Source organism: Pseudomonas sp. Irchel s3a10 (assembly GCF_900187525.1).
GTDB lineage: Bacteria > Pseudomonadota > Gammaproteobacteria > Pseudomonadales > Pseudomonadaceae > Aquipseudomonas > Aquipseudomonas koreensis_G.
Window position 1 is genome coordinate 67,804 of record NZ_FYDR01000012.1, and the last position, 14,198, is coordinate 82,001.

Genomic DNA, 14,198 nt, shown 5'->3' on the forward strand with positions numbered 1-14,198 from the left:
CCACCCGGTCTGTAAGGCTGCTGAAAGCAAGGCTCTTTATATTCAGCAGCCGCCACAGACGGATAACCGGGCCCACCCGGAGACACGCCTGATGAGCGAGCTTTTTTACAACGCTGTGCCCAACGCCACTCGCGTTGCACCGCCACTGCCCGAACCTCGGCAATACCCCAGCGAGAAACCGTCGCAGGTCTACCTCTTCGGCACCTGCGTGGTCGACCTGTTCTACCCCGAAGCGGGGATGGACGCGATCCACTTGCTGGAGCGCGAAGGGATCAAGGTCGAGTACCCGCAAGGGCAGAGCTGCTGCGGACAACCGGCCTACACCTCGGGTTACACCGAGCAGGCGCGGACGGTGGCGCGTTCGCAACTGGCGCTGTTTGCCGGGGATTATCCGGTGGTGGTGCCGTCGGGTTCCTGCGCGGGCATGTTGCGCGAGCATTACGCCGACTTGTTCAAGGACGAGCCGCAAACGTTGAAACAGGTGCAGGCCCTCGCGGCCCGCACCTATGAACTGGCCGAGTTTCTGCTGTTCGTCTGCAAGGTGCAGCTCAAGGACAGCGGTGAGCCGGTGAAAGTCGCGCTGCACACCTCGTGTTCGGCACGCCGCGAAATGAACACCCACCTGCACGGCCGTGAGTTGTTGGCGCAGTTGAGCAACGTGGAACGGGTCAACCATGACCATGAAAGCGAATGCTGTGGCTTCGGCGGGACATTCAGCGTCCGTATGCCAGACATTTCCGGCGCGATGGTGGCTGACAAGACCAGAGCGTTGAAGGATTCCGGCGCGCACAAGGTGTTGAGCGCCGACTGTGGCTGTTTGATGAACATCAACGGCGCATTGGAGAAACAAAAGGAAGCGCTGCGCGGGCAACATCTCGCCAGCTTTCTGTGGCAACGAACCGGAGGTGCGCAATGAGCACCTCGACGATTATTCCTACGGTTGCCGTAGAAGAAGATTTCCGCACCCGGGCACACAACGCCCTGGGTGATCAGCAGCTACGGAACAACTTCCGCACTGCGATGGATTCACTGATGACCAAGCGGGCAGCGGCTTTCAGCGATGCCCACGAAAGAGAACACTTGCGCGCCCTGGGCAACTCGATCAGGGCGCGTGCGCTCTCCAAGTTGCCCGACCTGCTCGAGCAACTGGAACAGAACCTGACCCGCAACGGTGTGACAGTGCACTGGGCGGAAACGGTGGACGAAGCCAATGGCATCGTCCTTTCGATCATCCGCGCTCACGAGGCGCGGCAAGTGATCAAGGGCAAATCGATGGTCAGCGAAGAGATGGAGATGAACCATTTCCTCGAGGCTCAAGGTGTTGAATGCCTGGAGTCCGACATGGGGGAATACATCGTCCAGCTCGACCACGAGAAGCCTTCACACATCATTATGCCGGCGATCCACAAGAATGCCGGTCAGGTCGCGTCCTTGTTCCACGACAAACTTGGCGTGGAGTACACCAAGGACGTTGACCAACTCATTCAGATCGGTCGCAGAGTCCTGCGGCAGAAATTCTTCGAAGCGGACATCGGCGTTTCCGGCGTCAACTTCGCCGTCGCCGAAACCGGCACCCTGCTGCTGGTGGAAAACGAAGGCAACGGCCGCATGACCACCACCGTGCCGCCGGTGCACATCGCCGTCACCGGCATCGAAAAGGTTGTGGAAAACCTGCGCGACGTAGTGCCGCTGCTGTCGCTGCTGACCCGCTCGGCGCTGGGCATTCCGATCACCACTTACGTCAACATGATCTCCGGCCCGCGCAAGGCGCATGAACTCGACGGCCCGCAAGAAGTGCATCTGGTGCTGCTCGACAACGGTCGCAGCCAGGCCTTTGCCGACAGCGAACTGCGCCAGACCCTCAACTGCATCCGCTGCGGTGCCTGCATGAACCATTGCCCGGTCTACACCCGCGTCGGTGGTCACACCTATGGCGAGGTGTACCCGGGACCGATCGGCAAAATCATCACCCCGCACATGGTCGGTCTGGCGAAAGTCCCGGATCACCCGAGCGCTTCGTCGTTGTGCGGTGCCTGCGGTGAAGTGTGCCCGGTGAAAATTCCGATCCCGGCGATCCTGCGGCGCCTGCGCGAAGAAAACGTCAAAGCTCCGGACTCGCCCCATCAAGTGATGCGCGGCCAGGGCAGCAAGTATTCGCGCAAGGAACGCTTCATCTGGAACGCCTGGGCGAAACTCAACAGCTCGCCGACGCTGTATCGGTTGTTCGGTTTCTTCGCCACGCGCCTGCGCGCCCTGACCCCGAGCAATGTCGGCCCGTGGACGCAAAACCACAGCGCACCAAAACCCGCCGCCCGCTCACTGCACGACATGGCCCGCGAGCATCTGGCCAAACAGGGAGACCGCTGATGAGCGCCAAGCAAAATATCCTCGCCAAACTACGGAAAAGTCTGACCGGCGCCACACCGATTGCCGACGACTTCGATGTCGACCTGGTGACTCAGCCTTACACCTACAGCGCCGAGCAACGTATCCCGCAACTGCGCAAACTGATGGAAGCGGTGCACACCGAAATCCATCTGACTACCGGCGCAGACTGGCCGACGCTGCTCGCGCAATTACTGCGTGACCGCCAACTGCCAAGCCTGTTGATCGCACCGACTACACCTCACGGGCAGCGCATCACACAACATTGGGCGAACAATCCTGATCTGCCGGCACTGAAATCCTACGACCGGCCGATGGAAGAGTGGAAAGCCGAGCTGTTCAACGACACCCCGGCCAGCCTCACCGGTACCCTCGGCGCCATCGCCGCCACCGGCAGCCTGATCCTCTGGCCAACCCGCGAAGAGCCAAGGCTGATGAGTCTGGTACCGCCGGTGCATTTCGCCCTGCTCAAGGCCAGTGAAATCCGCGACAACTTCTATCAGGTGCAGCAGGAATTCGAATGGGCGCAAGGCATGCCGACCAATGCGCTGCTGGTGTCCGGCCCGTCGAAAACCGCCGACATCGAACAGGTGCTGGCCTACGGCGCTCATGGCCCGAAAGATCTGGTGGTCCTGATCCTGGAGGACCAATGACGCTTCCGGTGAATTTCCTGCGTGATGCGCAGCAACTGATTCCAGCAGATCGCCGTTTCGACGATCCGCTGTCGACCTTGGCCTTCGGCACCGACGCCAGTTTTTATCGGCTGATTCCCAAACTGGTCATCCGCGTCGAGTCCGAAGACGAAGTGGTGGCGCTGCTGAAACTGGCCCAGCGCGATCAAGTCCCGGTCACCTTCCGCGCCGCTGGCACCAGTTTGTCCGGGCAGGCAATCAGCGATTCGGTGCTGATTGTGCTGGGGGATAACTGGAACGCTCGCGAGATTCGCGGCCAAGGCATGCAAATCCGTCTGCAGCCCGGTGTGATCGGAGCGCAAGCGAACGCGTGGCTGGCCCCGTTCGGGCGCAAGATCGGCCCGGACCCGGCGTCGATCAACGCCTGCAAGATCGGCGGCATCGTCGCCAACAACGCCAGCGGCATGTGCTGCGGCACCGCGCAAAATACCTATCACACACTGGCCGGAATTCGCCTGGTACTCGCCGACGGCACCCGTCTCGACACCGAAGACGCCGCCAGTGTCGCCGCTTTCCGCATAAGCCACGGCGATCTGCTGGAGCGTCTGGCGACATTGGGCCGCGAGACCCGCGCCAACGCTGAACTGGCTGCGAGAATTCGCCACAAATACCGTCTGAAAAATACCACCGGCCTGTCACTCAACGCCCTGGTGGATTTCGACGATCCTGTGGATATCTTGAGCCACCTGCTCGTCGGATCCGAAGGTACCCTCGGCTTCATCAGCGCGGTGACCTATGACACGGTGATCGACCACCCGAACAAGGCCTCGGCGCTGATTGTGTTCCCGGATGTGGAAACCTGCTGCAACGCGGTCACCGTGCTGAAAAGCCAACCGGTGTCTGCCGTAGAGTTGCTCGATCGGCGCAGTCTGCGCTCGGTGCAGAACAAACCGGGCATGCCGGATTTCGTACAACATCTGTCGAATAATGCCTGCGCCCTGTTGATCGAATCCCGAGCCGCCTCTTCCACTTTGCTGCAGGAACAACTGGCGCAGATCATGGCTTCGCTGACCCGTTTCCCGGTGGAAAAACAGGTCAATTTCACTGAAGATCCGGCCGAGAACGCCAAGCTCTGGGCCATCCGCAAGGACACCTTTCCCGCCGTCGGCGCGGTGCGCAAAACCGGCACCACGGTGATCATCGAAGACGTGACCTTCCCGGTCGAACAACTGGCTATCGGCGTCAATCGCCTGATCGCGCTGTTCGACAAACATGCCTACGACGAAGCGATCCTTTTCGGACACGCACTGGAAGGTAATCTGCACTTCGTCTTCACCCAAGGCTTCAACAGTCCGGAAGAAGTCGCACGCTATCAAGCGTTCATGGACGACGTCGCGCAACTGGTGGCGGTGGAATTCGGCGGTTCGCTCAAGGCTGAACACGGCACCGGGCGCAACATGGCGCCGTTCGTTGAGCTGGAATGGGGCAGCGATGCCTATCAACTGATGTGGCAGCTCAAACGCCTGCTCGATCCCAACGGCATCCTCAACCCGGACGTGGTGCTCAGCGAAGATCCGCAGATCCACCTCAAGCACCTGAAGCCGCTGCCGGCGGCTGACGAGATTGTTGATAAATGCATCGAGTGCGGTTTCTGCGAGCCGGTCTGCCCGTCGAAAGGCCTGACCCTGAGTCCGCGCCAGCGCATCGTGATCTGGCGTGACATTCAGGCGAAGAAACGCGCCGGCGTTGACACCACCGAGCTGGAACAAGCCTACGAGTATCAAGGCATCGAAACCTGTGCGGCGACAGGTTTGTGCGCTCAGCGTTGCCCCGTCGGCATCAATACCGGCGAGCTGGTGAAAAAGCTCCGCGCCCGCAACGCCACGCATCAGAAAACCGCTGACTGGATCGAAGGAAATTTCGCCAAGACCCTGCAAGGCGCACGCTTCACCCTGCACGTGGCCAACGGCGCACGGATGCTGCTCGGCGCACCGCGTCTGGCGAAGCTGTCGGCGACGCTGACACGCTTGTCTAAAGGCCAGGTTCCGCTGTGGACCAACGCGATGCCGCAACCGGAAAAAGCCATTCGCTTCAGCCCGAGCGTGTCCGACGAACGCCCGCGTGTGGTGTATCTGGCGGCCTGCGTCTCACGGGTGATGGGCCCGGCAGCTGGCGACAAAGAGCAAATGTCGCTGTACGACAAGACCCGTGGTTTGCTGGAAAAGGCCGGTTACCAAGTGGTGTTCCCGGACAATCAGGACAACCTCTGCTGCGGTCAGCCTTTCGCTTCCAAAGGCTATGCCGAACAGGCCGAGCACAAGCGTCAGGAACTGATCAGCGCCCTCCTCCATGCCAGTCGTGACGGGCTCGATCCGATCTACTGCGACACCAGCCCCTGCACCTTGCGCCTGGTGCAGGACGTGGGAAATGTTCGCCTGGATCTGTACGACCCGGTGCGCTTCATCCGTACGCATCTTCTTGATCGACTGGAGTTCACCCCGCAAGAGGCACCGATTGCGGTTCACGTGACCTGCAGCACGCAGCATCTGGGCGAGAGCCAGGCGCTGATCGATCTGGCGCGCAAATGCAGCAAAACCGTGGTGATTCCGGAAGGCATTCATTGTTGCGGGTTTGCAGGCGACAAGGGCTTCACCACCCCGGAGCTGAACAGCCATTCGCTGCGCACGCTCAAGGACGCGGTGCAGCATTGCAGCGAGGGAATTTCCACCAGCCGCACCTGTGAGATCGGCCTGACGCAACACGGCGGCATCGACTATCACGGACTGGTCTATCTGGTGGATCGGGTGACCCGGGCCAAGGCCCGCTGAAGAAAAATAGAACCCTTGCGTGCGACCGTAGTCCACAGAACAGACCCCGAAAATCGGGGTTTTTCTTCCACTCGGTTGCCCGTCCTGACGGCCAGCGCAGTCTGGATCCCTCAGTTCAAGGAGATACACATGAAACGTTCTGTACTGTTAGGTCTGTTCGTTACTGCCTCGATGATGGCCTCCACCTCGTTCGCCGCCGACAAGCCTGCCGACCTGTGCGATGCCAATATCCAAGAGATCAACAATCTCAAGGCCCAACTGGCAGCGTCGCCGGAAAAGACCCAGATTGCTGAAACCAGTTTGAGCAAAGCCCAGGCGCTCAAAGCCCAAGGCAAAATCGACGACTGCGTTGCAGAAACCTCGAAAACCAAACTGGATCTGCAAAAAGCTAGCGGTACCAACAACTGATCAAAACCCCAAAGCCAACCTTCGGGTTGGCCTTGGGGTCTGATTGGCGTACACTGCGCAGGCTTGTTGCCTCACCTGATGTACGAGGCAATGAGTTCGGGGCCGATTAGGATTCGACGCCGGTGACGAAACTTTAGGTGCATGCCGACTTGGTAACAGAAGTCGTAAATCCACTGTTGCAACTTCTTATAGTTGCCAATGACGACCAATACGGTGCTGCTCTCGCTGCTTAATTGCAGCTGACATGCACTCCTGGTGCCTTCGGGCCCAGCAATCATCAGGGGATGTCTGTAAACCCGAAATGATTGTCATATAGAACAGAATCGCCGTGCAGTACGTTGTGGACGAAGCGGCTAAAACTTACACAACTCGCCCAAAGCACCCTGCCCGTCGGGTCGCTGAGGGTTAACTTAATAGACACGGCTACGCATGTAGTACCGACAGCGGAGCACTGGCGGACGGGGGTTCAAATCCCCCCGGCTCCACCAACTCTCAACGACAAAGCCCGCCTAGTGCGGGCTTTGTCGCATCTGGACATCAGCCAAACCGGGCACACAAACCCACAGCCTGCAGGCGATCAAACTCGATAACCCAGGCAATGCTCTGCCTACTCACAAAAAAGGACGACACGATGCCGTCCTTTTTCGTACCTGCATTCATCAAATCAATGAGCAGCGCCAAGCAGATCCGGACGGCTGGATTTGAGCATCGCCTCATTGACCTTGCCTTGAATCGAGCAGGTAAACATACCCTTGTTGTCAGCACTCAGCTCTTGCGGAGCAGGCTCGATCAGGAACACGCGCTCGGCACTGTCGACAACCAGCTTGCCCGCCGTTGCGGATGGGTCTTCCGGCTGCCAGTTGGATTTGCCGTGGGACCAGATTTCCGCGCGAGCGTAGAGTCCCTGCGACATGTCCATACGCGGCCCGCCCACTTTTTCCAACTGGGTGTGGAGTTCATTCGGCGTCTGTTTGGCGTAGAACCCCCAACTGATGATGCGAGTGCCCATCAGGTCTGTATCTTCGGCGTAGAAGCCGGTCAACGACATGCCGTCAATTTCGACCGGCTTGGCGAACATCCAGCGCTGCCCCATATCGCTCTTGGTGCCGCCGGACAATTTGATCTGGCCATTTTCTACAGTGTTCGGCACCAGATCCTTGAACAAAGGCGATTGCACGACTGCCAGGGAGTGATCGTCACAAGCGGCAAACGACGCCACCGGCGAAGGTGCAGCGGCAACACTGAAAGCAGAAAAAAGGGCCGCAATGGGCAACAACAGGAAAATTGGTTTCATGGAATGACTCGAATGAAAGACTGAAGAAATCGGCATAAACGATATCACAATGATATCACTCGACAGACTTCAGAGTTTCAATCAACGCCCATGTCGATGATGCACATCCGGAAAATGCGCATGCGCATGCGTATGCGTATGCCGTATCGGCGTATGCACATGCCGATGACTATGCGGCTCCACCTCATCCCACTCAAAACCATGCGTATGTTGATGATGCTCATCGTGTGTATGCCGATGATCATGCTCAAGCGGTTCGTGCTGATGCTCATGAACATGATTTTCCATCAGATGAATCCATACCCCCACGGCCATTAACGCTGAATACCGGCACCTATCACGGCAAAAATCAGGTGAGAATTATGTGAACAGCTGATTCGTGTCAGGGAACACCTCCTCTGGCACGTGCTCAAATCCAGCAACATTTAATCCGCGCAATCTCTGGGCGGTCGCTCGAAGCAGGCTCTATGCTGCGAACATCGAGATGTAATGGAGTTGAAGATGAAGAGCTGGATCGCCGTAGCGCTGGCCGCGCTGATTTCCTTGTCCGTCCATGCGGCCGGTGCCCCCACTGTGCGCGTCGAACCGATCGCGTTCACTGCCAGCGCTGACAGCGTCCAGCGCAAACAGTCGATCAAGGGTGACCAGACCGCGCAGTACACATTCAACGCCAAGGCCGGCCAGATACTGACCGTCGATTTCAAACCGTCCAACACCTCCGCTTACTTCAACATCTTCGCCAAGGGAGCCGATTACGCGCTGTTCAACGGCTCGATCATGGGTAATCACTTCCTCGGCACATTGCCCAGCGATGGCGAGTACACGGTTCAGGTCTACCTCATGCGCAACGCCGCACGGCGTAATGAAGTGGCCAACTACGAGCTGTCGCTGAGGCTGGTCGATGGCGATGCCATCAGCCGGCAGCAGCCATTCGACCAGACGCTGGAATTACACGGCATCGCTTTTCATGTCGGCACCGAGCAGGTCGATGGCAAACCGACGCTGCACATCGCTCCCAAGGGGCTGGAGATCGACAACACGGCCATCAGCCAGCCGCTCACGGGTGATGTGGTGCGCGCCGAAGTCGCCGACATTAATAACGACGGCTCCCCCGAACTCTACGTTTTCACCCGCTCGCCCGGGCGCGGCCTGCCGGGCGAATTGATCGCCTATTCAGCCAACAACAAGAAATCCCTGAGCGCAATCTACCTGCCTCCTGTCAGCGACAACCCGAAAACCACCGAGGGTTATCAAGGCGAGGACTCGTTTGCCGTGGTGGAAAACTCACTGGTGCAACGTTTCCCGGTGTATGACAGTGCCGACGCTGGCGCCGGGCGTACGGGGAAGATGCGTCAGGTTCAGTACAAGTTGGTGGCGGCTGAAGCCGGGTGGATTTTGCGCGAAGACAAGGTCGCGGAATTCTGAAATGACCTTGCTCGTCAGGTCGACCCGGAAGCCGATTTCGCTGCAGATCATCTGACGTGAGGCATTGCAGAGCGGTCGCTGCCGAGATGAATTTTTCTTCACTGCCCCCGTTCGATCAACACGGTACAGTCCGCTCGCTCATTCAAGAAACTACGGTTCGCCCGCGCTCTCCCGCGGGCTTTTTTTTGCCTGGCGTTTGCTGCCGAAGCGATACACCCAAGTGTCCTGCACGCCGCGCTGTGACGATTGCCGCGCCTGCGGGTGAACCCTGATCAGCGCAAACCCCGCCGCTTCAGCCAGACGCTGACTGCGGCTGTTGGCCGACGATGTGGTCAGGTAAAAGGTGAACTCAGGCAGGCGCCTGACAAGTTGCAGCAGCACTTCGCGCATGTAGCCCTTGCCGGCAAACGTGCTGTTGGCCCAATAACCGACGACATAGCGCTTGCGTCGACGCGGCACCAGGCCGATGCAGCCAACGACGGCTTGTCCGTCTTCAGTCACGATGAATAAGCGCCGCTCGCCGGTCTCGCTGGTGAAGTCATCCCGTGCTCGCAGCATGGACGACAGCGCCCGCTCCTCACTGGTGTGTTCAACCGCCCACTCGAGAAAAGGCGCATGCTCGCGGTAACTGGCGTTCAGCGCCTCGCGCACCGGAGCGACAAGCGCCAGGTCTGGCGCCCGAACACACAACGCCAGCCCATTCACCGTCAATGCAAATTCCATTGCTTGTTCCTCCAATCCCGGAAATGCCGCAGTCGATAACCCTGTGCACTCAACCAAAGAAATTTACAGGACGCCAGCGCAGTTTGTTTTTTTCCGCCCCGTGATCAATCCTGTCCCTCGACCCTGCCCGCCGGAGCACCCGATGTCACTGCTGAGCCTACCCTGCCAACGCCTGACGCTCGCCATCCTCGCCCCGGAACAGGCCGAGCTGGAAAGTGACTTCTATGCACGCAACCAGCGCCACCTCGCCCCTTGGTCACCCATTCGTACCACCGAATATTTTTCCAGCGAACAGATTCGTCGACGCCTTGAAATTCAGGCCAGTGCCTACGAGGCCGGGCTGGCGATGCATTTCGCCCTGCTGACGCCGGACGGCCAACAGATGATCGGCGCGTGCAATTTCAGCGGGATCATTCGCGGCGCATTTCAGGCCTGTTATCTGGGTTATCACATTGACCACGCGCATCAGGGCCAGGGTCTGATGCAGGAATGCCTGGAGGCCGGCATCGGCTATATGTTCGATACGCAGAACCTGCACCGGATCATGGCCAATTACATGCCCGGCAACGAGCGCAGTGCGCGCTTGCTGGAGCGCCTGGGTTTCGAGCGCGAAGGCTATGCCAAGGCGTACCTGAACATCGCCGGACGCTGGCAGGATCACGTGCTGACGGCGCTGGTCAATCCGTTGTTCGAAACGCCGGAGAAACGCTGGTCGCGACAACTGAAGTGAGTTTCACAATTTGTTAAGCATTGCCGAAGTATGCTCAAGGCTCCTGCTCTTTCCGGTTACCAGAAACCCATGCCGCGCGCTGCCACTTCGCTGTTTCTACTCGCCGCCCTGCTGTTTTTTTTCGCTTTGGGTAACCACCAGTTGCAAGGCTCCACCGAGGCCCGCGTTGCCGGAATCGCCATGGAGATGCATCTGGACGATGACTGGGTGACGCCACGACTGTTCGGCGAAGCGTTTCTGGAAAACCCCCCGCTGAGCCTGTGGCTGGACGCCGGTGCCATGCGCGTGTTCGGCGTTTCGCCGTGGGCGGTGCGGCTGGCGTCGGCGGTAGCTGGGTTGCTCAGCGTGATGCTGCTGTACGGCATGTTGCGCCGTTTCGGTCGGCCGAAAGCGGTCGCGTGGACGGCGGGGATTCTGCTGGCGACCATGGCCAGTTACTGGAGCAACGTGCGCGGCGTCGGCGAAGATGCACTGCTGGCGCTCGGCGTGACTACCGCGCTGCTGGCGTTCTTTCAGGCGCAACGCGTACCGAGCGCGGCTAACTCGCTGCTGTTTATCGTAGGGATCGCCATCGCCACCCTGAGCAAAGGCGTGCTCGGACTGGCGATGCCGGGGGTGGTGATCTTCGCCTACCTGCTGGCCGACAACCTGATCGACAAACGCCTGAAGCTCGGCGCCTGGCTGCGTCCCGGCCTGCTCACGGCAGTCGGTCTGATTCCGTTGCTGATCTGGCTCGCCGTGCTCTATCAGCGCGGGGGCTCGCACGCTGTCGCTGAAGTGCTGCTGACCAACAGCGTCGGCCGCTTCAGCGGCTCGTTCGTCGAGGCCGGGCATTACGAGCCGTTCTATTACTACCTCGCCAAACTGCCGGAAGCGTTCCTGCCGTGGAACATTCTGGTGTATCTGGGCTTGTGGCATTTCCGCAAAGAATTGAAGGCCAACCGCTATCTGCTGTTTTTCAGCCTGTGGATCGTCGCGCAGTTCATCATGTTGACCCTGGCCTCGAGCAAACGCACGGTGTACCTGATGTCGATGACCCCAGCGGCGGCGGTGATCGCCGCTGAGTACGCGCGCGTGTTGTTCGAGCGCTTGCAGGCGCGTGAAACCACCGACCGCTTCATCGGAAAAGTCGCCCGTCATCGTCAGGCGATTGCCGCAGGATTGCTCACGGCGGTGATCGCCAGCTACCTCGGCGCCGCGCAGTGGGCACTGCCCAACGCAGACAAGAAGTTGTCGTTCCTGCCGTTGACCCAACATATTCAGAGCCTGCAGGCCAACGGTCAGCAGGTCGCGCTGTTTCAGGCCAATGAACGGGTCGGCGGTGCCAGCGTGTTCTACACCCAAAGCGTGCTCAAGGGCCTGGACTCCGACGCACAACTGCACGATTTCCTCAGCGCCTCGCCCGCCAACGTCGCGGTGATCTCGGCAGACAGCGAACCCGCCGCACCACTCAAAGTACTCAAGACCATGATGGTCGGGCGTCAGGCGTACTACTTCGTCGGCTACTGACGACCCTCACGCCAGACAATAAAAAACCCGCCGTCACTGGCGGGTTTTGTTTCGGCTGACGGGAAGGCAACGTCAGTTCATCGGGTGGTCACTGAATGCCAGTCGGAGGCTTCGATGAAACCAAGCACCCGCGGATCCGCTTTGTTTGCGACAGACACAAACAGTGAGGAACCGTAGCCCGGGTCAGAAACCGGTGTATTCAAGTCCTTTTCCAGCTCCGCCATGCATTCGCTGTGGGTCACCAGGATCAGGTTGCGCCCCGGGAGCTTGTGCGCCAGCGCTTCCTGCAGGATGTGGCCCTTGCAACTGATCAGCCAGTCTTCGCTGGCCGCGCGGTTGAACATGTAACCGGCGGTCTGCACGGTGCGCAGCATCGGGCTGTTGTAGATATCGGCGTTGTTCAGGCCCAGATGCTCGAACTGTGCGCCGACACCGACCGCAACACTGCGCGAGCGGTCGGTGATGCCGTCGTCGCCACTCAGGCACGGTGCCGGCGAGTGATCGCAGCGCTCGACGTGACGCACCAGCACAATCATGTCGCCCTTGGCCCACCCGGTCGCCAGCGCGCGGTCGCCGGACACATTGCCATGGGCCAGATCCGGCACCGCCGCCGGGGCGAGCAGCCACAGTGTCAGCGGAATCACCAGCAGCGACGCGCCGAGCACCACCCAGCTGTCGCGATAGCGCGCCAGTCCGCTCAGGGAGATCGTGCGTTTGACGCCGAACAGACTCAATCTCAATTCCACATCGGGCCGCCTCGTCGGCATCCATCACAGTCAATTCGATGCGGCGAGGGTAGAGAGACGGGCGTAAGTGACGAGTGAAACGCATGTGAAAAAAGTCTTGAGGCGCTCTTGTTACAAATTCCGACGGACAAAAACCTTTCAGCTCTCGTATTTGCGGCCGATACAGACCTGCTAACACCCTTGCTGGCTCAAAAAAACAACAATCTTCCAGCCTGACCGACGATCAAGTAGCTCTACGTTCCTGGAGGAATTGTGATGAATAGCTGGTTCGGCAACATCAGCGTGAACATGAAATTGGGCCTGGGCTTCGGCCTGGTCCTGGCCCTGACCTGCGTACTGGCCCTGACGGGCTGGACCAGCCTCGGCGGCCTGATTGACCGCAGCAACTGGATGAGCGACATCACCCAGCTCAACGCCGGTCTGACCAAGCTGCGCGTAGTCCGTCTGCAGTACATGCTGACCAACGGCGACGAAACCGCCGCGCAGAATGTACAAACCACCCTCGAAAGCTTCGCCGCGCAACAACAGGCGCTGATCAACAAGTTCAAGAGCCCGGAAAACGTCAAGCTGCTCAAGCAGCAGGCCGCGACCATCGCCGAATACCAGACCTCGCTGAACAAGATGCGCAACGCCTACCGCACCGGCAACAGCGCCCGCGACGTGATGGGCACTAACGCCGACACCGCTTACAACCTGATCGAAACGATCAGCAAGCGCGTGCAGCAAATGGACATGAGCGAGCAGCGCTTCGAGCAGTTCCAGGCCATCAGCCAGGCCAAGGAAGCCTTCATCCTGGCGCGCTATGAAGTACGCGGCTACACCGCCACCACCAATGCCGAAACCGAGCAGAAAGCCGTCGGCCAACTGGACGCAGCGATCGCCAGCCTCAAGCAATTGAACGTGCATTTCGCCGCCACCCAGCAAGACGCCCTGCGTCAGCTGGAAACCGCTCTGACCAACTACCGCAGCGCGTTGCAGGCGTACAAGAACGCCAACAGCGAAGCGGTGCAGGCGCGTAAAGAGATGACCGATCAGGGTGCTGCCATCGTCACCACCAGCGAGCAGCTGTATCAGATCCAGCTCGACCGCCGCGATATCGAAAGCGCCCAGGCTCGTACCTTCCAACTGATCAGCACCCTGCTGGCGCTGTTGGTCGGTGTGATTGCCGCAGTGATCATCACCCGTCAGATCACCCGTCCGTTGCAGGAAACCCTGGCCGTGGTCGAGCGCATTGCCAGCGGCGACCTGACCCAGAACGTCACGGTCACCCGCCGCGACGAACTCGGCGTGCTGCAACAAGGCATCGCGCGCATGGGCGTGACCCTGCGTGACTTGATCAGCGGCATCCGCGACGGCGTCACCCAGATCGCCAGCGCCGCTGAAGAACTGTCCGCCGTGACCGAGCAGACCAGTGCTGGCGTGAACAGCCAGAAGGTCGAGACCGACCAGGTGGCCACCGCCATGCACGAGATGACCGCCACTGTGCAGGAAGTCGCGCGCAACGCCGAAGAAGCCTCG

At 59.6% G+C, this 14,198-nt stretch carries 11 protein-coding genes, 1 other RNA gene and 2 pseudogenes; 10 read left to right on the forward strand and 4 right to left on the reverse strand.

Annotation, left to right across the window (positions count from 1 at the left end):
- The first annotated feature begins 91 nt into the window (after positions 1 to 91).
- From CKW11_RS25160 to ssrA, 6 genes are all read left to right on the forward strand, one after another.
- Complete coding sequence (locus CKW11_RS25160; RefSeq protein WP_095139833.1) at positions 92 to 916, forward strand: (Fe-S)-binding protein; 825 nt, start codon at positions 92 to 94, stop codon at positions 914 to 916.
- Entirely contained in the window at positions 913 to 2,367 is a 1,455-nt protein-coding gene (locus CKW11_RS25165) for a LutB/LldF family L-lactate oxidation iron-sulfur protein (protein ID WP_095139834.1), read from the forward strand. Before CKW11_RS25160 ends, CKW11_RS25165 begins: the two co-directional genes overlap by 4 nt.
- Positions 2,367 to 3,038 (forward strand): lactate utilization protein, encoded by a 672-nt coding sequence (locus CKW11_RS25170; protein WP_095139835.1) that lies wholly within the window; start codon positions 2,367 to 2,369, stop codon positions 3,036 to 3,038. The genes CKW11_RS25165 and CKW11_RS25170 overlap by 1 nt, the downstream gene beginning before the upstream one ends.
- On the forward strand, positions 3,035 to 5,845 hold the full coding sequence (locus CKW11_RS25175; RefSeq protein ID WP_095139836.1) for an FAD-binding and (Fe-S)-binding domain-containing protein: 2,811 nt from the start codon (positions 3,035 to 3,037) through the stop codon (positions 5,843 to 5,845). The genes CKW11_RS25170 and CKW11_RS25175 overlap by 4 nt, the downstream gene beginning before the upstream one ends.
- 129 nt (positions 5,846 to 5,974) lie before the next feature.
- Positions 5,975 to 6,253, forward strand: a complete 279-nt coding sequence (locus tag CKW11_RS25180; RefSeq protein WP_095139837.1) for a hypothetical protein — start codon at positions 5,975 to 5,977, stop codon at positions 6,251 to 6,253.
- Between the two features lie 98 nt (positions 6,254 to 6,351).
- Positions 6,352 to 6,741: a transfer-messenger RNA gene (gene ssrA, locus CKW11_RS25185) on the forward strand.
- A gap of 176 nt (positions 6,742 to 6,917) precedes the next feature.
- Here the strand turns inward: ssrA and CKW11_RS25190 are convergent.
- Together CKW11_RS25190 and CKW11_RS28950 are read right to left on the reverse strand one after the other, a co-directional pair.
- Positions 6,918 to 7,583 (reverse strand): hypothetical protein, encoded by a 666-nt coding sequence (locus tag CKW11_RS25190; RefSeq protein WP_256582142.1) that lies wholly within the window; start codon positions 7,581 to 7,583, stop codon positions 6,918 to 6,920.
- A gap of 45 nt (positions 7,584 to 7,628) precedes the next feature.
- Positions 7,629 to 7,871: pseudogene (locus CKW11_RS28950) on the reverse strand (EamA/RhaT family transporter); the annotation flags it as partial.
- A 177-nt stretch (positions 7,872 to 8,048) separates the two neighbouring features.
- Here CKW11_RS28950 and CKW11_RS25200 point away from each other — a divergent pair.
- A complete protein-coding gene (locus CKW11_RS25200) occupies positions 8,049 to 8,972 on the forward strand; it encodes a hypothetical protein (protein WP_095139839.1) in 924 nt (307 codons plus the stop codon).
- 150 nt (positions 8,973 to 9,122) lie between these two features.
- Here CKW11_RS25200 and CKW11_RS25205 read toward each other — a convergent pair whose 3' ends face one another.
- Positions 9,123 to 9,695 carry a GNAT family N-acetyltransferase gene (locus CKW11_RS25205; RefSeq protein ID WP_143500110.1) on the reverse strand — a complete coding sequence of 191 codons (573 nt, stop codon included), beginning with the start codon at positions 9,693 to 9,695 and terminating at the stop codon, positions 9,123 to 9,125.
- 142 nt (positions 9,696 to 9,837) lie between these two features.
- Here CKW11_RS25205 and rimJ point away from each other — a divergent pair, with 142 nt between their 5' ends.
- Both rimJ and CKW11_RS25215 read left to right on the forward strand, forming a co-directional pair.
- The gene (gene rimJ, locus CKW11_RS25210) at positions 9,838 to 10,425 is read left to right on the forward strand and encodes a ribosomal protein S5-alanine N-acetyltransferase (RefSeq protein ID WP_095139840.1); all 588 of its coding nucleotides are present in this window, start codon (positions 9,838 to 9,840) and stop codon (positions 10,423 to 10,425) included.
- A 69-nt stretch (positions 10,426 to 10,494) separates the two neighbouring features.
- Positions 10,495 to 11,934, forward strand: coding sequence for a glycosyltransferase family 39 protein (locus tag CKW11_RS25215; protein ID WP_256582143.1), 1,440 nt, complete (start codon positions 10,495 to 10,497; stop codon positions 11,932 to 11,934).
- Positions 11,935 to 12,011: 77 nt separating this feature from the next.
- Here CKW11_RS25215 and CKW11_RS25220 read toward each other — a convergent pair whose 3' ends face one another.
- Positions 12,012 to 12,680 (reverse strand): histidine phosphatase family protein, encoded by a 669-nt coding sequence (locus CKW11_RS25220; RefSeq protein WP_095139842.1) that lies wholly within the window; start codon positions 12,678 to 12,680, stop codon positions 12,012 to 12,014.
- A gap of 288 nt (positions 12,681 to 12,968) precedes the next feature.
- Here CKW11_RS25220 and CKW11_RS29185 point away from each other — a divergent pair.
- Positions 12,969 to 13,949: pseudogene (locus CKW11_RS29185) on the forward strand (methyl-accepting chemotaxis protein); the annotation flags it as partial.
- Positions 13,950 to 14,198: the final 249 nt, after the last annotated feature.

Bases quoted from the DNA above. Each gene is read 5' to 3' on its own strand.
- CKW11_RS25160 (WP_095139833.1), top strand. From the start codon at position 92: ATGAGCGAGCTTTTTTACAACGCTGTGCCCAACGCCACTCGCGTTGCA.
- CKW11_RS25165 (WP_095139834.1), top strand. From the start codon at position 913: ATGAGCACCTCGACGATTATTCCTACGGTTGCCGTAGAAGAAGATTTC.
- CKW11_RS25170 (WP_095139835.1), top strand. From the start codon at position 2,367: ATGAGCGCCAAGCAAAATATCCTCGCCAAACTACGGAAAAGTCTGACC.
- CKW11_RS25175 (WP_095139836.1), top strand. From the start codon at position 3,035: ATGACGCTTCCGGTGAATTTCCTGCGTGATGCGCAGCAACTGATTCCA.
- CKW11_RS25180 (WP_095139837.1), top strand. From the start codon at position 5,975: ATGAAACGTTCTGTACTGTTAGGTCTGTTCGTTACTGCCTCGATGATG.
- CKW11_RS25190 (WP_256582142.1), bottom strand. From the start codon at position 7,583: ATGCCGATTTCTTCAGTCTTTCATTCGAGTCATTCCATGAAACCAATT.
- CKW11_RS25200 (WP_095139839.1), top strand. From the start codon at position 8,049: ATGAAGAGCTGGATCGCCGTAGCGCTGGCCGCGCTGATTTCCTTGTCC.
- CKW11_RS25205 (WP_143500110.1), bottom strand. From the start codon at position 9,695: ATGGAATTTGCATTGACGGTGAATGGGCTGGCGTTGTGTGTTCGGGCG.
- rimJ (WP_095139840.1), top strand. From the start codon at position 9,838: ATGTCACTGCTGAGCCTACCCTGCCAACGCCTGACGCTCGCCATCCTC.
- CKW11_RS25215 (WP_256582143.1), top strand. From the start codon at position 10,495: ATGCCGCGCGCTGCCACTTCGCTGTTTCTACTCGCCGCCCTGCTGTTT.